25 protein-coding genes are annotated in these 17,494 nt (G+C 71.6%); 13 read left to right on the top strand and 12 right to left on the bottom strand.

Features of this window, described 5'->3' with window-relative positions:
• Positions 1 to 384: 384 nt before the first annotated feature.
• The 3 genes from LCD35_RS03495 to LCD35_RS03485 are packed head-to-tail and all read right to left on the bottom strand — an operon-like array spanning position 385 to position 1,308.
• On the bottom strand, positions 385 to 834 hold the full coding sequence (locus LCD35_RS03495) for a hypothetical protein (RefSeq protein WP_225043693.1): 450 nt from the start codon (positions 832 to 834) through the stop codon (positions 385 to 387).
• Positions 831 to 1,037, bottom strand: coding sequence for a hypothetical protein (locus LCD35_RS03490; protein WP_225043692.1), 207 nt, complete (start codon positions 1,035 to 1,037; stop codon positions 831 to 833). The genes LCD35_RS03495 and LCD35_RS03490 overlap by 4 nt, the downstream gene beginning before the upstream one ends.
• A 10-nt stretch (positions 1,038 to 1,047) precedes the next feature.
• Entirely contained in the window at positions 1,048 to 1,308 is a 261-nt protein-coding gene (locus LCD35_RS03485) for a hypothetical protein (protein ID WP_225043691.1), read from the bottom strand.
• 469 nt (positions 1,309 to 1,777) lie between these two features.
• On the opposite strand from LCD35_RS03485, the gene LCD35_RS03480 reads away from it, so the two are divergent.
• The 9 genes from LCD35_RS03480 (at position 1,778) to LCD35_RS03440 (ending at position 8,204) form a co-directional block, all read left to right on the top strand.
• The gene (locus LCD35_RS03480) at positions 1,778 to 1,978 is read left to right on the top strand and encodes a hypothetical protein (protein WP_225043690.1); all 201 of its coding nucleotides are present in this window, start codon (positions 1,778 to 1,780) and stop codon (positions 1,976 to 1,978) included.
• A 2-nt stretch (positions 1,979 to 1,980) separates the two neighbouring features.
• Positions 1,981 to 2,511: a DUF6879 family protein gene (locus tag LCD35_RS03475; protein WP_225043689.1), complete on the top strand. Its 531-nt coding sequence runs from the start codon at positions 1,981 to 1,983 to the stop codon at positions 2,509 to 2,511.
• 13 nt (positions 2,512 to 2,524) lie between these two features.
• The gene (locus tag LCD35_RS03470) at positions 2,525 to 3,373 is read left to right on the top strand and encodes a helix-turn-helix transcriptional regulator (protein ID WP_225043688.1); all 849 of its coding nucleotides are present in this window, start codon (positions 2,525 to 2,527) and stop codon (positions 3,371 to 3,373) included.
• Between the two features lie 5 nt (positions 3,374 to 3,378).
• On the top strand, positions 3,379 to 3,564 hold the full coding sequence (locus LCD35_RS03465; RefSeq protein ID WP_225043687.1) for a DUF397 domain-containing protein: 186 nt from the start codon (positions 3,379 to 3,381) through the stop codon (positions 3,562 to 3,564).
• Between the two features lie 746 nt (positions 3,565 to 4,310).
• On the top strand, positions 4,311 to 4,556 hold the full coding sequence (locus tag LCD35_RS03460) for a hypothetical protein (RefSeq protein WP_224961115.1): 246 nt from the start codon (positions 4,311 to 4,313) through the stop codon (positions 4,554 to 4,556).
• On the top strand, positions 4,549 to 5,775 hold the full coding sequence (locus LCD35_RS03455; RefSeq protein WP_224967791.1) for a putative T7SS-secreted protein: 1,227 nt from the start codon (positions 4,549 to 4,551) through the stop codon (positions 5,773 to 5,775). Before LCD35_RS03460 ends, LCD35_RS03455 begins: the two co-directional genes overlap by 8 nt.
• 76 nt (positions 5,776 to 5,851) lie before the next feature.
• Positions 5,852 to 6,151, top strand: a complete 300-nt coding sequence (locus LCD35_RS03450) for a hypothetical protein (RefSeq protein ID WP_225043686.1) — start codon at positions 5,852 to 5,854, stop codon at positions 6,149 to 6,151.
• Positions 6,152 to 6,804: 653 nt separating this feature from the next.
• Positions 6,805 to 7,563, top strand: a complete 759-nt coding sequence (locus LCD35_RS03445; RefSeq protein WP_224961121.1) for a MerR family transcriptional regulator — start codon at positions 6,805 to 6,807, stop codon at positions 7,561 to 7,563.
• The gene (locus LCD35_RS03440) at positions 7,560 to 8,204 is read left to right on the top strand and encodes a GPP34 family phosphoprotein (RefSeq protein WP_224961123.1); all 645 of its coding nucleotides are present in this window, start codon (positions 7,560 to 7,562) and stop codon (positions 8,202 to 8,204) included. Before LCD35_RS03445 ends, LCD35_RS03440 begins: the two co-directional genes overlap by 4 nt.
• A gap of 110 nt (positions 8,205 to 8,314) precedes the next feature.
• On the opposite strand, the gene LCD35_RS03435 is transcribed toward LCD35_RS03440, so the two are convergent.
• The gene (locus LCD35_RS03435) at positions 8,315 to 9,313 is read right to left on the bottom strand and encodes an aldo/keto reductase (RefSeq protein WP_224961148.1); all 999 of its coding nucleotides are present in this window, start codon (positions 9,311 to 9,313) and stop codon (positions 8,315 to 8,317) included.
• 128 nt (positions 9,314 to 9,441) lie between these two features.
• Here LCD35_RS03435 and LCD35_RS03430 point away from each other — a divergent pair, with 128 nt between their 5' ends.
• Entirely contained in the window at positions 9,442 to 10,293 is an 852-nt protein-coding gene (locus LCD35_RS03430; RefSeq protein ID WP_224961125.1) for a helix-turn-helix domain-containing protein, read from the top strand.
• Positions 10,294 to 10,495: 202 nt separating this feature from the next.
• On the opposite strand, the gene LCD35_RS03425 is transcribed toward LCD35_RS03430, so the two are convergent.
• Together LCD35_RS03425 and LCD35_RS03420 are read right to left on the bottom strand one after the other, a co-directional pair.
• Positions 10,496 to 10,885: a hypothetical protein gene (locus LCD35_RS03425; RefSeq protein WP_224961127.1), complete on the bottom strand. Its 390-nt coding sequence runs from the start codon at positions 10,883 to 10,885 to the stop codon at positions 10,496 to 10,498.
• Positions 10,882 to 11,160 carry a hypothetical protein gene (locus tag LCD35_RS03420; protein WP_224961128.1) on the bottom strand — a complete coding sequence of 93 codons (279 nt, stop codon included), beginning with the start codon at positions 11,158 to 11,160 and terminating at the stop codon, positions 10,882 to 10,884. Before LCD35_RS03420 ends, LCD35_RS03425 begins: the two co-directional genes overlap by 4 nt.
• 88 nt (positions 11,161 to 11,248) lie before the next feature.
• Between LCD35_RS03420 and LCD35_RS03415 the strand changes: the two genes are divergently transcribed.
• Together LCD35_RS03415 and LCD35_RS03410 are read left to right on the top strand one after the other, a co-directional pair.
• Positions 11,249 to 11,797 (top strand): DUF5753 domain-containing protein, encoded by a 549-nt coding sequence (locus LCD35_RS03415; protein WP_224961130.1) that lies wholly within the window; start codon positions 11,249 to 11,251, stop codon positions 11,795 to 11,797.
• Positions 11,798 to 11,802: 5 nt separating this feature from the next.
• Positions 11,803 to 11,997 (top strand): DUF397 domain-containing protein, encoded by a 195-nt coding sequence (locus tag LCD35_RS03410; RefSeq protein WP_225043685.1) that lies wholly within the window; start codon positions 11,803 to 11,805, stop codon positions 11,995 to 11,997.
• A 49-nt stretch (positions 11,998 to 12,046) separates the two neighbouring features.
• On the opposite strand, the gene LCD35_RS03405 is transcribed toward LCD35_RS03410, so the two are convergent.
• The 6 genes from LCD35_RS03405 to crcB all read right to left on the bottom strand — a co-directional run bounded on the left by LCD35_RS03405 (position 12,047) and on the right by crcB (position 15,942).
• Complete coding sequence (locus LCD35_RS03405; protein ID WP_224961133.1) at positions 12,047 to 13,267, bottom strand: VanZ family protein; 1,221 nt, start codon at positions 13,265 to 13,267, stop codon at positions 12,047 to 12,049.
• Between the two features lie 70 nt (positions 13,268 to 13,337).
• Positions 13,338 to 14,015: an HAD-IA family hydrolase gene (locus tag LCD35_RS03400; protein ID WP_224961135.1), complete on the bottom strand. Its 678-nt coding sequence runs from the start codon at positions 14,013 to 14,015 to the stop codon at positions 13,338 to 13,340.
• A gap of 161 nt (positions 14,016 to 14,176) precedes the next feature.
• Entirely contained in the window at positions 14,177 to 14,578 is a 402-nt protein-coding gene (locus LCD35_RS03395) for a hypothetical protein (RefSeq protein ID WP_225043684.1), read from the bottom strand.
• 203 nt (positions 14,579 to 14,781) lie between these two features.
• Positions 14,782 to 15,147, bottom strand: coding sequence for a CrcB family protein (locus LCD35_RS03390; protein ID WP_224961137.1), 366 nt, complete (start codon positions 15,145 to 15,147; stop codon positions 14,782 to 14,784).
• Positions 15,144 to 15,470 (bottom strand): DUF190 domain-containing protein, encoded by a 327-nt coding sequence (locus tag LCD35_RS03385; protein ID WP_224961138.1) that lies wholly within the window; start codon positions 15,468 to 15,470, stop codon positions 15,144 to 15,146. Before LCD35_RS03385 ends, LCD35_RS03390 begins: the two co-directional genes overlap by 4 nt.
• A gap of 1 nt (position 15,471) precedes the next feature.
• Positions 15,472 to 15,942, bottom strand: a complete 471-nt coding sequence (gene crcB / locus LCD35_RS03380) for a fluoride efflux transporter CrcB (protein WP_224961139.1) — start codon at positions 15,940 to 15,942, stop codon at positions 15,472 to 15,474.
• 457 nt (positions 15,943 to 16,399) lie between these two features.
• Between crcB and LCD35_RS03375 the strand changes: the two genes are divergently transcribed.
• A complete protein-coding gene (locus LCD35_RS03375) occupies positions 16,400 to 17,350 on the top strand; it encodes an RsmB/NOP family class I SAM-dependent RNA methyltransferase (RefSeq protein WP_224961140.1) in 951 nt (316 codons plus the stop codon).
• Positions 17,351 to 17,494: the final 144 nt, after the last annotated feature.

Genomic DNA, 17,494 nt, shown 5'->3' with positions numbered 1-17,494 from the left:
CCCCCCGCGGGCCGATTCCCCCGCGGGCCCCCCCCCCCGCGGGGGCGGGGGGGGGGGCGCGGGGGGCGCGGGGCGCGCCCCGCCGGGGGGGGCCCCCCCCCCCCCCCCCCCGCGGCCTACCGCCGGTGCGAACACGACGGCAGGCCGAGTCGGTCATTTCCCCGGCGGGTGCGGTGGGTGCCAGGGATTGCCACAGGCAGAACAGGGCAGCACGAAACCTCCGTGGTGGGTATCGGTTCGGGTCCCCGGGAACACCCCGCGCCAACAGCGCCGGGATGCCCGGCCGGTGCCCGCCCGAAGTTCGGGGCGACGAGCGAACACCGACCAGGCCGCGACCGACCGCCGCTCGGGGATGCGACAGCGGCCGCAGCTTCAAGGGGGCACTCAGGCAGCGCGCCCCACCGCCAAGCACTCGCCCCACGGACTCCACGACGCCGACGACGGGAACGGGTACACGGCGAGCCCGGGCGCGTCCGGATCGGCCTCCGGCCACAGGATCGGCGGGTCCCGCTCGGACGGCGGCGCGGCCCGGAACGAACGGTGCTCACCCATCACCGCAAGCGCGGCCTCCAGCGCCGGGAACCGAACCGTCTCCGGCTCCGTACTCGTCGCGGCCACACACGCCTGACAGACCTCACGACCATCCGCCAGCGGCGGCCCGTCGAGGACCCGCGACATGCGCCCGACCAGCGGATGCCCGCACGTCGACACGATCACCGTCCCGCACGCGTCCCGGCCGACCAGATGCCACGTCGAACACCACTCCGAAGTCATCCACGCCAGCACCGAACCGACCGCGTCGCCGAGTTCGACGGGGTCGCCCGGCGCGCTCACGATCTCGCCGCCGACCCGACCTCGCGCCGAACATCGGCGATCGCCTCGCCGAGCACCCGCTGAAGCTCTTCGGCCTGGGCAAGATCGAGGATCGCCGCAACCTCCGCCGGAAGCTGAAGACTGATCCCGCGCCTGATCCGACCCAACTGGACGACGCGATCACGAAACGCAATGTCCCTGCACGGGACGGTCACAACGGACATGTATCCCCCTTCAGATCAGACCTTCGGACGGAAGCCGATACGGAGCGAGCGGGTAGCGGGCCGCGTAGATCCGGGTGCAGGTGTCGCAGTAGTCGTCGCGCGGCGGACGGGCTCGCCGCGGCCCCACCGGGACGGTGACGTCCACCCCGCACAGGGCCGCGGCGATGCGGCCCTCGCGCCACTGCTCGGGCGGATCGGTCGTCGCGTGGATCGAGTGCGAGCCGTCCGGCAACACGAACCGCACGACCGGGGCCGCGGTCACAGTCGCCACTCCCGCCGCGCGTCCTCACGGGCACTGGGCAGCCACCACGACAGGGCCAACGGCCCGATCACGAGCGCTAACGCCAACAGGCCGAGAAGCACCGTCATCGCAACCCCGCCAAGGCGTCCCGGGCCGCGATCCACTTCGTCTTACGCGCAGCGGCCGGCCAGATGACCGGACCGGGGTTTCGACTGCTGCTCATGGATCGCCTCCCGAGATTCCGCGGCAGGGGCACGTACATGCACGCAACCGCCGCGGTGTGTTCTGACGCGGGAGCCCACGGTGTTGCCGTTTCGGCCCTGCTGGCTCCGTGAGAGCCACAGTGCCCGAGTTTCGCGAACCATACAAGAAACACTTGAGAAGCTTCTCGAAAATCTCACCCGTATGGCGCAATCGCCTCCCGTGGTTCGTGAAGTTCTCTGGGTGTTGCGCACAGAGTGCGCGCTTGGTTCACTACCGGTCGATGAGGAGACCTGCCATGAAGCTCACTCACTTGGGCACCACCAGCGGGGGCGGCGGCTGCCCGGAGCTCTACGAAACCGACCGCGGCACCTACGTCGTGCAGGGAAGCCGAGTCACTGATGCCGACGCATTGGCGGCGTTGCACGCTCGCGGGCTGCCCGACCATGAGACCGCGGTCGAGATCCCGAAGGCCCTGCTCGGTTTCGCGAGGGACTGATCATGAGCGACCTGATTTCGGGCGAGCAGTTCGACGACCTGTTCCGCACCTTCCACAGCACGGCATTTCGCCTGGAAACACAGGGCGTCTACCACGAAACGGTCGAGCGGGAACCAATCCGCCGGTTCGCCGCCGGAGAGGCGCCGGACGACACGTGGCTAGCGCCGTGGACCGAGAACGTCCGTCGCGCTACAAGCGAGGGGCGACGGTTCCAGCGCGTGCGCGTGCTCACCGAGCCGTTGACGCTCTACCTGCGGTTCGAATTGGATCTTGCCCTTCGGGCGAACCTGCCTGCGGGCGAGGACATCCGCTGCATGACGGCCTCCGAGGCCGTGGACCTCGACCTCCCTGCCGGAACCGACTTCTGGATGTTCGATGATGCACGGGTCGGGGTGATGCGCTTCGGAGATCACGGGATGCTCGGCCTTGAGATGATCGACGGCAAGGACGATGTCGAGCAGTACCGAAGGTGGAAAGACCTGGCCTGGAGCGCCGCACAGCCTGCCGAGCAGTGGGCGGCGCTCGTGCAGTGAGGAAGAGGAGAGCGTGACCAGCTTCGAACAGCGACGACAGGACTTCGGCGAGAAGTTGCGCCGCTTCCGCGACGAAGCGGGCTTGACCGGCCGCGAACTTGCGTCCGCCTTGGGCTGGCCACACTCGAAAATCAGCAAGCTGGAAAACGGCAAGCAGACGGCCGAGGACCAAGACGTCATCGACTGGATGAACGTTCTCGATGCGTCCGAGTCCTCGGCCCGCCAACTGCTCGACGAACTTGCCGAGCTGCGGGTCAGCAAAGCCGCGTGGCGAGCACAGCTGCGCGCTGGCCACAAAGCCCGCCAGCTTCAAAGCTTCGACAGCGAACATGCCGCAACCCGTATCCGCAACGTCGAATTCGGCGTGGTTCCCGGACTCCTGCAAACCGCGGACTACGCCCGCGCCGTGTTCCGAACACAGGCCGAGCTGCTACAGGTCCCGGACGACGACGCCGAAGCATCGATCCGAGTCCGCATGCAACGGCAGCAAGTCCTGTACCAGGGAAAGCAGATCGAAATCATCGTGTCGGAGCACGCCCTCCGCCACCCTGTTGCACCAACTGACGCCATGCTCGGGCAACTCGACCGCCTAATCTCTGCCATCGACGTTCCGGGACTGCGGTTCGGCGTCCTACCGGCATTCCGCCGCTTGCCGAACATCACGATGAACGGCTTCATCATCCTTGACGATCTGGTCCAAGTGGAACACGTCTCGGCCGAGCTGACCATTGAAGATCCTGACCAGATCAGCATCTACCACCGGCTTATGGACCGGTTGTGGCCAGTCGCAGCGGAAGGCGACGAAGCCCGCGCCACGTTGCAGCACATCGCGGACATCTATCGCAACCAGGCGAAGGGCTGACGACGATGTTCCCAACCGAGTGGAAAAAGTCGAGCCGCAGCGGGACGAACAACTGCGTCGAAGTCGGCCGCACAGCCAGCGGCACCGCAGTCCGGGACACGAAGGACCGGGCGGCGGGCTACTTCACCGCGACGGCCGGCCAGTGGGCCGCGTTCGTCGGCGCGGTCAAGGGCGGACGCTTCGACGCCTGACCGGCCCCGGCGCAGAGCCCCCGGCGGAGCTACCCGCGGGGGGCTCTCTCTTGTGTCCACTGTGGTCTAATCATGGAGCAGATATGGAGCAACTTGCGCAACGGGACACTACGCGCCGCTTCACCTACCTACCGCCGAAAACCCTCCTCACCTGCAATAAGCTGCGCGGCACTATCCGACACGTCAACCCGCTATACCAGCCGGAACGCTCTCCTAAAGCCGGTGTCGCAGGTTCGAATCCTGCCGGGGGCGCTCCGCTGCATGTGGGACTCGGGGATGCGGTCGGCTCGGATTCGACCGCCGGGGTCTCCCGCAAGGGGCGTCGAGCCGCCCGCCCGTGCGTGCGAGGTTCTGCGGCCCCGTTTTGGCACTCCGAGTTCTCGGTCCTGCGAACGCGCGGTGACGGGCGGCTGAGCTCGCCGACGCCGCGCTCCGCCTGTGGGGCCACTGCCGCCGTGCACGCCGTCGAACGATCTCCTGGGCCGCCCGCGATCTCCGCTCCCGGTTCGCCGACGGCCGGCCACGCCCGTTCCGGAACCACAGCGGAAAGCGGCGAAAACGGCGCTGCTGCGACGAATGGACGGTGCGTGGTGTTCGTTCGGTCGGCGCGTCCGCGCACCCGGCGCTGCTAACGTCACGGAAGTGATGTTCGGGCCCGGCCCGTTGATCCGCTAGGAGCCGATATGGGGGACGGATTCGCTGTCGATCCTGAGATGTTGCGGGCGGCAGGAGGGCGAGCTCATCAGGTGATCGATGAATTGCGCGTGTTCGACTCGCGCTCCATCGCGGTGGCCGCGGCGGATGTGGGACGCGGTGGCCTCGCGCGGGCGATCGACGCCTTCAGCGCGCAGTGGCAGACCAGTGTGGCCGGTTTCATCGAGGCGGGAGACGCCTGGGGGGACCACCTCGTCAGCTCCGCTGCGGAGTACGAGGCAGCGGACCGGGCCAGCGCCAGCGCACTCGACGCGGTGCTGACGAGCCGGGATGGCTGAGCTGGGTCGGACATCCGATCCGAGCGAACTGGTTCCCGGCGATCCCGGGGAATTGCGGGCGGCTGCCCGACGTTGGCACGAACTCGCTGAGACCCTCGCCGCGACGGGGAAGGGCTTGTCCGGGCTGGACGTCGGGCAGTGGCATGGGGCGGCGGCGGAGGCCTTCACCGCTGCGCGGACCGAGGACTCGCGGCGGTGGAGCGAAGCCGGCGAGGCCCTGGCCAGGTCAGCTGCGGCGCTCTCCCGTTACGCGGACACCCTGGAGTGGGGCCAGCGCAATGCGGCCGAGGCGGCTCGGCTCTGGCAGCAGGGGGAAGAGCAGGCGGCGACCGAACTGCTGGGACGGAGCAGGCAGCAGACGCGGCAGGCCAACAACGACACCGCACTCAGCCTCGAAACGGCCAGCGGGCCTGCGGACTTCGAGACGGCGGCCGCCCCCACCGCGTCGGGCAGCAAGTGGGACGAGTTGCCCGGCGACCATCCCGATCCGGACGAGATCCACCGGGATTGGAAGAGCGACAACCACATCCTCGATCAGCACGCCCCGGACAGCAGGGAGCCGAACGAGTCGATCTACCCCGACGGCTGGAGCGACGAGAAGATCACGTCCCACGCCGAGGACATAGCCAAGAATCCCGATGCACGCCCGGTGGAGCAGACCGACCCCGATGGTGGCACCTCCTGGAAGGTCGAGGGGACGAAGGACGGGGTCAAGTCAGAAGTCATCGTGGAGGAGGACGGCCGGATCAGGACCGCCTACCCGGTAGCGGGTGAGGGGGTGCGCCGCAACGACGAGGACGGCGTACCGCAACCGATCACGCCTCTCGACCAGCAGCGGCAGGAAGAGGCCGAGCAGGAAAAGGAGCAGGCGGAGGCCGAGAAACGGCGAGCGGAGGACGAAGCGCGGGAGGCCGAGCAGGGCGCCGACAACGCCCATCGCGATGGTGATGAGGCTGCCGAGCGAGAGGCCGAGCAAGAACGCCAGGCGGCCGAACGGGAACGCGCGGCAGCCGAACAGGACCGGGCTGAGGCCGAGCGGGAGCGCCAGGAACTCATGCAGGACCAGGCCGAAGCCGATCTGGCGCGACAGGCCGAGCAGGAGCACCAGGAAGCCGAGAGGCGCCACGAGGCCGCCGAACGGAGGCGCGAGCAAGCCGAGCAGGCGCACGAGGCCGAGGTGCGGGAGAGGGATGATGGGTTGGCAGATGGGTTCGCGTAGCGACATGCCGACAGGGAAACTGCTCGATGGCTGACCGGATCACGCGTCCGGCGGCCGACTACCAAGGAGTGCCAACGTGGCGACCACCGCAGCGGTGAACACGGCGAAAGCCCTGGTGGACAGCTTGTCCGATCGCCTGTCCGCAGACCGGGTGACGCAGTTCCGCACGTTCGTCCACGTCGGCGAGCTAGCGGAACTGGCGTACGGCCTGATCGGCACGCTGCGCAAGCACGGTCTCGCGGTCACGTCTGCCGAACGCGACCTGCTGCGAGACCTGCTCCACTCCTTCGACCTGCCGATGCCCTCGTACCCGCTGCTGAGCAACCGCGACCAGTACCTGGCCGAGTTGACCGTGCGCGACGACCCGAACCTGTGAGTCCGGGGCACTAGAAGCGGCGCGGTCCACTGGCCGGGACGGCCTCTTCCGGGGCGTCCGATCGCCGTCGTCGTGGGCTCCGGCGGTCGGCAGGCTCGCACGGTGCCGGTGTTGAGGGAACCGCGAGCGCGCGCCCGAAGACGCGAGCCCGATCCGCGGCGCCTGCGGATCGGGCTCGCGCACCACGCACGCGGCGTGGGGTCTCGTCCGGGAGGGGTGTTCGGCGGCGCTCCCACGTCGGTGCCGGACACCCCTCCCGCGTTCGCCGGGCCGTGCTGCTCGGGGTACGGGCGGTGCCGCGCGGAACCTGTCGCGGCGACACCGGCAGCCGGGCGCCGGCGCTGGGGCCGACCTTTCCTTCGGTCGGGTTCGGAGCCAACCAGGGCCGGGTGGTTCTCGATCCCGCCGCGTTCGGGCGGTCGGGGAAACCCTCGGCTGTCGCGCAGGCCGGATCGCCGCGGGGAGCGGTCCGCGGGTGAGCGGGTCCGGAACGGCGGTCCTCCGCGGGGCGAGCCAGGCGACTCCGGCTGTGACCCGGGTCGCTTTTCCGATTTTGCGGGCGGCCGGGCTTGACCATGCCGCAGCGGCACGGTTTCGACTACTGGTGCCCGGCGCGGTCGCGTCGGACGGATGCGAACGATGAGGTGTCGGAAGTGGCGTGGAGCACTCGCGAGATCGCCGAGCTGGCCGGGACGAGCCTGCGGGCGGTGCGGCACTACCACGACGTCGGGCTGCTGGCCGAGCCCGAGCGGCGCGCCAATGGCTACAAGCAGTACGGCGTCACGCACCTGGTGCGGGTGCTGCGGATCAAGCGGCTCACCGACCTGGGCTTCTCGCTGTCGCAGATCGCGGAGATGGGCGAGACCGACGACCACCCGGAGGAGGCGCTGCGCACCCTCGACGCGGAGCTCGCCACCACGATCGAACGCCTGCAACGCGCCCGCGTGGAGCTCGGCCTGATCCTCCGCCAGTCCGTGCCGACCGATCTGCCGAGGGAGTTCGCCCCGGCGGCGAAGAAGGCGACGCTGTCCGATGCGGACCGTTCGCTGGTGGTGGTGATGTCCCGGGTGCTCGGCCCGCAGGGCGTGCAGGCCTACTCGGACATGTTGCAGGACATGCCGCCGGACCCGATGAGCGCCGAGTTCGACGCGCTGCCCGCGGACGCCGACGACGCCGCCTGCCGGGCCTTGGCGGAGCGCACCGCACCGTTCGTCCGCGAGCTGTACCGCGAGTTCCCCGGGCTGCACAAGGCGAACGTCGACGCGCCGAGCGGCCCGCGCTTCGCGCGGGAGACCATGGGCAAGGCCATCGTCGACCTCTACAACCCGGCGCAGATCAACGTCCTGGTGCACCTGGAGCAGATCCTGGCCGCGGACCCGATGCCGCAGCCGGAAGACGAGGAGACGCCGTGAACGAGTCGTTGCCGGACCGGATGTTCCTGCTGTCCTACGACGTGGACAAGGGCAAGCTCGACGCGGCGAGCGTTCTGGTGCGCGGATCGCTGCTGCGCGCGGCCGCGGTCGTCGAGCTCGTCGAACGGGGACTGCTGCGCGAGGGCGGCGGCAAGGCCGAACGCACCCCGGCCGCGGCGCCGGAGGACGCGTTCCTCGCCCACGTGCTCGACGCCGTCCGCGAGGACCGGCCGCGCCGCTGGACCACGCTCATCGACACGGGCTTCCAGCACGCGGAGGGCGCGGTGCGCGACCGGCTCGCCGCCGCCGGGGTGATCACCGCGGAGCGGCATCGCGCGCTGGGCCTGTTCCCGGTCCACGACATCGCTCCCGCCGACCCCGGGCGGGTCCGGGAAGTGCAGGACCGGGTGCGGGACGTGGTGCTGGGCGGGCGCCCGCCCACCGCGCACGAACCGCACGACGTGGTGCTGGCCGCGTTCGCCCTCGAAGGCGACGTGCGCACCGCGTTCACCGGCAAGGAGCGGCGGGCGCACCGGGACGCGGCGAAAGCCGTCGCCGCGCACGTCGACGAGCGGCTGCCGCACCTGCGCAAAGCGCTGACCTTGTCCATCGCGGCCCGCCGGAGCGCGGCGACCGCGTGAGGCCGGGACCGGGACCCCGGCCTGCGGCCTGCGTTCGCCGGAGGGGTGCGAACGCCGGTCGGCGCCGCGCCGGGTTCCGCGAGCGAACGGTGCCCGGCGTGGCGACCCGCTCAGTTCCCGACGCCGAGCTCGGACATGAACGCGGCCGGGTAGCGGTCGCCGCGGGCGGAACCGGCGGGCACCGCGGCCTCGATCCCGGTCAGGTCCTCGGCGGTGAGGTGCAGGTCCGCGGCGGGCAGCGCCTCCGCCAGCCGGTCGCGGGTGCGGGCGCCGACCAGCGGCACCACGTCCTCCCCCTGCGCGGCGACCCATGCGATGGCCAGCTGGGCGACGGTGCAGCCCTTCTCGTCCGCGACCCGGCGCAGCTGCTCCACCAGCGCCAGGTTGTGCTCCACGTTGCCGCTGGAGAACCGCGGCGAGGCTCCACGGGCGTCCCCGGCGGCACCGCTGCGCTCCGCGCTCCAGTGCCCGGAGATGAGGCCGCGGCCCAGCACGCCGTACGCGGTCAGGCCGATGCCGAGCTCGCGCAGCGTCGGCAGCACCTCGGCCTCCACCGCGCGGGACAGCAACGAGTACTCGATCTGCAGGTCCGCGATCGGGTGCACCGCGTGGGCCCGGCGGATCGTCTCCGCGTCCACCTCGGACAGGCCGATGTGGCGCACGTACCCGGCCTCGACCATCTCGGCGATCGCCCCGACGGTGTCCTCGATGGGCACCGCCGGGTCGAGCCGCGCGGGCCGGTACACGTCGATGTGGTCGGTGCCCAGCCGCTGCAACGAGTAGGCCAGGAAGTTCCGCACCGCCTCCGGCCGGTTGTCCTGCCCGCCGAAGCGCCATCCGGGGCCGCGGAGCGCGCCGAACTTCACGCTCAGCAGGTAGTCCTCGCGGTCGCGCCCGCGCAGCGCCTCGGCGAGCAGCAGCTCGTTGTGGCCCATCGCGTAGAAGTCGCCGGTGTCGATGAGCGTCACGCCCTCGTCCAGCGCGCGGTGCACGGTGGCGATGCTCTCCGCCCGGTCGGCCGCGCCGTAGGCCTCCCCGGACATGCCCATCGCGCCGAGCCCCAGCGTGGAGCTCACCGGCCCGGCCGTCCCCAGCTTTCGTTGCCGCATGGCGTGTTCTCCTCGGTCGTCGGTCTCGCCGTCCACCTTGCGCGGATTCCGGGCGGTGCGGGAGCGAGCGTTCATCGTGGGAGAGCCGCTCCCTGGATGCCGTCCGCGACCGGGAGCAAGATGGCGACGTGCACCGTGATGCCCTGGCCGACTTCCTGCGCCGCCGCCGCGAAGCGGTCCGCCCCGCCGAGGTGGGGCTGCCCGCCGGGCCGCGGCGCCGCACCGCCGGACTCCGCCGGGAGGAGGTGGCGATGCTGGCGGGCATGTCGGTGGACTACGTGGTGCGCCTGGAGCAGGGCCGCAGCAGCCAGCCGTCGACGCAGCTGCTCGGGGCGCTGGCGCGGGCGCTGCGGCTGTCCGACGACGAGTGCGCGCACCTGTTCCACCTCGCCGGGCACCACCCGCCGCACTCGGCCGCGACCGCGCGCACGGCCCGCGCCGGGCTGGTGCGGATGCTCGACCTGCTCGGTGACACGCCGGCGCTGGTGCTGTCCGACCTGGGCGAGGTGCTGGCGCAGAACCCGGCGAGCCTGGCGCTGATGGGCGATCAGACGCGGTTCACCGGCGACCGCCGCTACCTGGTGCACCGCTGGTTCACCGACCCCGACGTGCAGCTGCGGCACCTGCCGGAGGAGCACGACCGGCACTCCCACCAGCTGGTCGCGGACCTGCGGGCGACCGCGGGCCGCCGCGCGGACGATCCTGAGGTGGCCGCGCTGGTGGACCGCCTGCGGGCGGCGAGCGACGAGTTCCGGCGGCGCTGGGACGAGCACGAGGTCGCCGTCCGCCGCGCCGACCGCAAGACCCTGGTGCACCCGCGGGTGGGGCCGCTGCTGATGGACTGCGAAACGCTCGTCACCCCGGACCAGCGGCAAGAACTCCTCGTCCTCACCCCCGCCGACACCGACACCCGCGAACGCCTGGACCTCCTCCTGGTCCTCGGCACCGAGGAGTTCCCGGCCGACACCACACCCCGCTGACCGGCGGCCCGGCCGTGGCCGGGGGGCGGCCTTCCGGACCGGTGACGTGTGGGCCGGTCACCGGCCCGAAGCCCCGGTACCCGTCGGGGAAGGGGTTCCGGGTACCGGGGCCGGGTTCCTCGCCGGAGCTCGCGGTCGGGGGAGCGAGTCCGGCGAGGCGCGGCCTGCCGCCGGGGGCTGCGGACGGCGGCCGCGGTCCGGGTCAGGCCGCCGCGCTCAGGCGGCGGCCAAATCCGGGGATCGGTGGGAGCCACTGCGGTGTCGCGATCCGGCCCGGCGCGTCCGGGTCCTGCTCGGGCCAGGCGATCGGCGGCTCCGGCGGCGGTTCGGCGTGGAACGAGCGGCGTTCGGACAGCACGACCAAGGCGATCTCGAATGCGGACGACGTTCCCGGCTCGTCGTCGTGCGCCACCGCCGCGACGCAGGACTGGCACACCTCGCGCCCGTCCGGCGGTGGGATGTCCAGGACGCGCGACATCCGGCCGGTGAGCGGGTGCCCGCAGGTCGCGACGATCACCGCTCCCCGCGCACCACGACCCACCAGGTGCCAGGTCGAGCACCACTCCGAGGTCAGCCAGGCCCACCCGGTCACGCCGGTGCCTCGAAGCCGAGTTCGGCGCGCGCGGCGGCGGACCGGAGCGCCGTCGTGCGGACGCACACCATGCACGGCATGCCGCGGAGGCCGTCGACGAGCTCCGCTTCGTCCGCGCGCAGCACCGCCGCGCAGAGCGTGCCCCAGTCCCCGTCCGGGCGGCGAACACCCGCGTGCACGACCCGGCGGGTCTCGCCCACCAGGCCCGGCGCGTAGCGGATCCGCACGAAGTCAGACGTCAGCGCGATCCTCTCCGCGCTGGAACTGTCGAGCACCGAGCGCGAACGCCTCGTCGGGATCGCGCGCGAGGTCGACGATCCGGACTGGCTCAGACCTGGAATACCCGGGGTCCGCGACGAGTTGGTGACGCTGATCGAGTACGAGCGCACCGCGACCGCGATCACCGAAGTCGCACCGCTGTTGATCCCCGGCCTGCTGCAGACCTCGGACTACGCGCGGGCCGTCATGAGCGATCTGCCCGCGGCCGAGCGCGAAGCGAAGATCGGGCTGCGGGCCGGGCGCCGCGACCTGTTGGAGAAGCGGAACGGACCGAAGTTCGAGGCGATCCTGGCTGAGCAAGCTCTGACGGATCAGGTCTGCGCGCCGGAAGAACAGGTGGACCAGCTCCGTCATCTCCGAAAGCTGGCCGAGAAACCCGGCATCTCCATCCGAGTGCTACCGAGCGGACTGCACCGGTGGACGCCTCTGCGGGGTGGCCACTTCATGTTCTTCGAGTTCCCGCAAGCCGCGCCGATCGTGCACGTGGAGATGCTGGCGAGCGGCGTGTTCATCTCTCGCCCGGCGACGATCTCGGCGTACCGCGATGCCGTCGGTACTCTCCGGCAGGAAGTGATGAGCGAGGAGCAGACCACGGATCTCATCTCCTCCCACATCGAGCGCGCAGAGGAGTAGAGCTCATGGAACAGCAGGTGACGGGCTGGCGGAAGTCCTCTCGGTCCGGGCAGCAGACCGCGTGCGTCGAGGTCGGCGGGGTGGCCGGGGGTGCCGCCGTGCGGGACAGCAAGGATCGGGGCGCGGGGCACTTCACCGCCACCACCGACCAGTGGACCGCGTTCCTGCGAGCCACCAAGGACGGCCGCTTCGACGGCTGAGCGGTGCACGAGCGGCCCCGGCGCACGTCCCGCCGGGGCCGCCGCGCGTTCACCGCGGTGCCGGGGCCGGCTCGTCGTCCCGCTGCTCCGCCGGCACCGGGTGGGGCGCGTTGTGGTGCGGGAGGGCTCGGTTGTGCACTCCCGAGGCGAGCTCGTGCAGGCTGCGGTCCGCCGGATGCAGCCGCACCACCAGCGCGTACAGCGCGACCAGGACCGTCGAGGCCACCCCCACCACCACGGCGAACAGCCCCGCCAGCAGCACGTTCTCGTCGAGAGCACCGGATCGGGCCACCCGCAGCACGGCACCGGGCACGCCCCGGCCGCCGAACGTGTCGGCCGCCAGCAGCACGAGCAGCAGCGGCGGCAGGAACGGCACCGCCAGCACCACGGCGCGCAGCAGCAGCCGCCACGCCGCCGGACGAGCACCCGAGTCGTCGACGAGCTCCAGCAACAGCAAACGCTTGCCCGGAGTCGCCCCGGTCCACGTGGGCAGCGCCACGAACCAGCCGCCGAACACCACCGCCGGCCCCCACCACGCGGGCAGGCCGAACATGATCACCACGACCAGGGCGAGCGCGCTCAGCACCGCGGCCCCCGCGATGTCCAGCACCAGCGCCACCGCCCGACGCCCGAACGGGACGGGATGCCGGGCCAGTACCCGCTCGTCCAGGGCGTTCAGCGCGGGCATCGCGCGCCCCACCTGCCCGCCGAGCCACCAGCCGAGCATCGCGCCGAGCGTGTTCACCACCAGGTCGTCCACGTCGAACAACCGGTACGGGCACGGGTAGATACCGAACACGCCGGTCCCCTGCGTCACCTCGAACGACAGCGCCACGGCCGCCGCCACCGCCAGCGACGTCCACGGCCCGCGGCGGAAGTGGTAGCGCAGGAACACGCCCAGCGGCAGCAGCAGGAGCAGGTTGAACCCGGTCTCGATCACCGCCGAGTTGTGCAGCACCAGGTCGCCGAAGGTCACCCGGTGGCCGGATTCCTTCCACACGTCCGCGAACGTGTTGCCCGGCGTCAGCTGCCACTGCCCCATCCGCGGGTATTCGCGGCACACGTCCACCGCGGTGCCCGGCAGCGGCATCAGCACCAGGCAGTACGCGGTGATCAAGTAGTACAGGAAGGCGTAGAACGACAGCGCCCACCAGCGCATCACGCCGTGCCTGCGGTAGAGCACGACGGCCACCGGGACCAGCAGGACGAAGGCGAGGAGCGGGAACAGCACCGCTGCGGTGCGGATCGGCAGGAGGTACGCGTCGGCCACGTGCCACAGCATCTCCGGAGCGCGTCCCCCGGCACCTCGGCCGATCGGCGCGTTCCCGGCGGCCATCAGGTCAGCGGCGGGCGGCCTCCTCGTCGGCGGGCGCGCGGAGTTCCACGGTCAGACCGGATTCCGCCGAGTCCGCCCGGACCCCGGTGAAGTCGGCGATGCGGGGCAGCCCGCTGGTGGCGGGGCCGGTGCGGAAGCCGACGACGACCACCCGGCCGCCCGCGGCGCGCGCGGCCTCGATCCCCGCCTCGGCGTCCTCGAAGATCAACGCCTCGGTCGCGGGGACGCCGAGCGCTGCCGCCGCCCGCAGGTAGCCCTCCGGATCGGGTTTGCCGCGCCGCACGTCCTCGCCGGTGACGACCACGTCCGGCATCGGCAGCCCGACCGCGGCCATCCGGCGCGCGGCCAGCTCCGGGCCGGCCGAGGTCACCAGCGCCCAGCTCCCGGCGGGCAGTCCGGCCAGCAGCTCGGCGGCGCCCGGGATGGCCACGACCCCGTCGAGGTCCCGCAGCTCCTGCTCGTCGACGCGGGCGGTCTCGGCGGCGACGTCGGCACCCGCGGGCAGGTGGCGGGCGACGGTCTCACCACCGCGGCGGCCGTGCGAATCGGCGAGGATGTCGGCCGCGTCCAGCCCGTGCCGTGCCGCGAAGTCGCGCCAGGTCCGTTCGACCACCGCGGTGGAGTCGACGAGCGTGCCGTCCATGTCGAACAGCAGGACGCGCGGGTTGAACCGTGCGGTCATGGTGGTCCTTCCTGGTGCGGTCCGGTGCGGTTCCACCTTCGCGGCGGACGCCGTCCGGCGCCAGGTCCTCCGCCGGATCGTGATGCCCGGGAAGTCGAAAGCGATTCGGAGGAGGGCCCGGAATTCTTCGCGCCCGAGAATTCCGAGCCCGTCCGGCTAGCTCACCACTGGGCCAACGACGGATTCGCCGCAGTGCCCTGGGCGCCGAGACCGGTTCCGGATCCAGGATCGACGGTGGACGCGCCCACGTGGAAGGTGGAACCGTCGGCGCGAATTCCCCAGACGTCGACCGGCGCGTCCGGACCGATCGAGCCGAGGTCGCTCTCCCAGCACTGGCCGGGTTCCTGGACGGTGCTCAGCATGCCCGGCGAGAGCGTGCCGTCACCCAGGTCGACGGAGTGGATGTCCACGTACGCCGCGTAATCGCCCTGCGCGCAGAACTGCACCGCGCCCGGTTCGGCGGCCGACGCGGCGGCCGCACCGACCGTCCCGGCGAGAAGCGCGCCGCCCAGCAGCGCGGCTGCGCCCACGGAGATCCGACGAACCGAATTCTTCATTCCCATGCGGGATTCCCTTCGCGATATCGGCAACCGGTGATTTCTCGGTGCCGCGGGTCCGTTCGGAATCCAGAGTGCGTTCGGCACGCCGCCGGAATGCTTCCGCCCGGGCTCGGCCGGGGAATTCCCCCACGAGCGGTGAAATGGCGGATCACGGCCGCCCGCCGCCCGATCCCGGCCGTTCGGCCGAGGCCGGATCGCGCCGGCGTTCAGACCACGGCCTGCACCGCGGTGTGCCCCAGCAGCGCAGCACCCACCGACGCGAGCACGCTGATCACGACGTTCAGCGCCGCGTAGAAGTACGCGCGGTCCTCCGCGAGCCGCAAGGTCTCGTAGCTGAACGTGCTGTACGTGGTCAGCGCGCCGCAGAACCCGACGCCGACCAGCTCCGCGACCAGCGGCGGCAACGCCCCGCCCGCCCCGGCCAGCCCGGCGAGCACCAGCGACCCCAGCACGTTCACCGTCAACGTCCCCCACGGGAACAACGTGTCGTGCCGGGACTGCACGGCGCGGTCGGTGAGGTACCGCAGCGGGGCGCCGACCATCGCCCCGAGGAACACCAGCACCGCCGTCACGCCCGCTCGTACCCCCGGTAGACGATCGTCTCGACCTCGTCGAGCACCACCGCGCCGTCACCGATCAACCCGTCCAGCTGCGGCAGGAACCCGCGCACCTTCGCCTCGGAGTCCACGATCACCACCAGCACCGGCAGGTCCTCCGCCAGGTCCAGCAGCCGCGTCGTGTGCACCCGGGACGACAACCCGTAGCCCTCCACGCCGCGCAGCACGGTCGCCCCGGCCAGGCCCGCGTCCCGAGCCCGCTTGACGATCTCGTGGTAGAGGGGTTTGTGGTGCCACCGGTCGTCGGCACCGAGGAACACGGACATGCGCAAGGCCATCTCAGCCCACCTCCCTGGTGACCGCCCACCGGGTCAACGCCACGCCGAGCAGCACCGCCAGCAGCGCGCACAGCAACGTCCCCGCCAGGTAGGCGGCCGCGATCAGCACGGTCCCCGGCGCCAGCAGCGCGGAGAATTCCACCGCGTAGGTGGAGAACGTGGTGAACCCGCCGAGCACGCCGACGCCGAAGAACGGCCGCACCAGCGGATGCGCCGTCCACACCTCTGTGATCAGCACCATCAGCACGCCGATGAGCAGGCAGCCCAGCACGTTGATCCCGAACGTCGCCCACGGGAACCGCCCCGGCTCGGTCGGCAGCAGCAGCGAGATGCCGTAGCGGGCCAGCGCTCCCAGCCCGCCGCCGAGCGCGATGACCAGCAGGACCGCACCCCTGGTGCGGGAGAGTTCGCGCCGCTGCGCGGGAATCCGGGAATCCACGTCCGGATCGACGGCCTCGTCGGGGTTCGCCATGCACGCCTCCTACCGCGACCAGACGGCACGCGTCCGGTCCGATAGGGACTGTTGGCGGCGTCGTGCCGCGGTTCTCCGACCTTCGGAGCGGCGAGCCCCACCACCGCTGCGCCCGATGGTACCCGCCACCCCGCCCGGTCGGTCCGCACCGGCGCCGCCGCGAGCAACGCTCCGGCCCATCCGGTGGGCAGCCGCGTCCACCAGCCACTGCGCGTGCGCGAGGCCGAACAGCGCCGCGCCGTGCGAGGCGACGGTTCCCCGCCACCGCCGCTCACCCTCCGCCGTGCCACGAGGACCGCCCGGTGCACCAGCCCGCCGACTCCCCCGCCGGAGGGGACCGGTTCCCGCGCGGGAGTGATCGCGGGCGGGCCGTGGGCCGGGCCCGGGGGCGCCGTGCGCGAGGCGGTCGTGCCAGGCTTCGGGTACCGGACCGGACGACCCGACAGGAGCAGCGGCCGTGAGCAGCCAGCGCAAGACCCGTGCGTTCGAGAAGCGGATGTCGGAGGTGCTCGGCATCCGTCCGAACCAGGTCGAGTCCGTGTTCCGCGGTGCCCGGCCCACCTCGATCCGGGTCAACCGGCTGCTGGACGAGCCGCGCTACCGCGAGACGCTGGAGTTCGTGCGCGCGAAGGCGCCCGGGCTGATCCCGGTGGACTGGTGCGAGCACTCGTTCTTCTGGCCGGACAACGACGGTTTCGACGAGGTGCTGCCGCTCGCCCACGAAGGGCGGGTGTACCTGCAGAACGCGGCGAGCCTGATCCCGCCGGTGGCGCTGGACCCGCAGCCCGGGGACTCGGTGCTCGACGTGGCCGCCGCGCCCGGCGGGAAGGCGTTCCACATCGCCGCGCGCACCGGCAACGAGGGCGAGCTGTGGCTGAACGACTCGGCACCGCCGCGGGCGGCCAAGCTCGCCGAGCTGGCCGAGCTCTACGGGGTGCGGCACGCCGAGCTGACCACGCACAACGCGCAGTACATCGACAAGTCGGTGCCCGCGGAGCGCTTCGACCGGATCCTGCTGGACGTGCAGTGCTCCGGGGAGGGCCGGGTGAACCTGCGCAAGTCCGACGCGCTGCGGTACTGGTCCGAGGAGCGGATCGAGAAGTACAAGCACCTGCAGACCAAGATGTGCGACGCGGCCTACAAGCTGCTGAAGCCGGGCGGGACGCTGGTGTACTCGACGTGCACGTTGAGCCCGGAGGAGGACGAGTTCCCGGTGCACAAGGTGCTGCGCAGGCACGCCGACCTGTCGGTGGCGCCGCTCGGGTTCAGCGAGGAGGAGTTCCTGCCGGGCCTGGGTTCCTGGCGGGGCGAGAAGTTCGACCCGGGCCTGCGGCACGCGGTGCGGGTGCGGCCCTCGGACGTCTTCGAGGGCTTCTTCGTGGCGAAGCTGGTCAAGGACCCCGCCTGACGTCGACCGATCGTGTAGTGGCGAACGCGTGTTCGACCCGTGATCATTGAAGTGCGGCCCCCGAGTTCCGCAGCTCACAGCGAGCCGCGGGAACCCGGCCCCGGGCCGGACCGACTGTGTGCACGGGTGGCCTGATCGCGGGCC

The organism is Saccharopolyspora sp. 6V (genome assembly GCF_020176785.1).
Taxonomy (GTDB): domain Bacteria; phylum Actinomycetota; class Actinomycetes; order Mycobacteriales; family Pseudonocardiaceae; genus Saccharopolyspora_C; species Saccharopolyspora_C gregorii.
The sequence above is the reverse complement of the archived record's forward strand: the minus strand, read 5'-3'. Positions and strand labels throughout refer to the sequence as shown.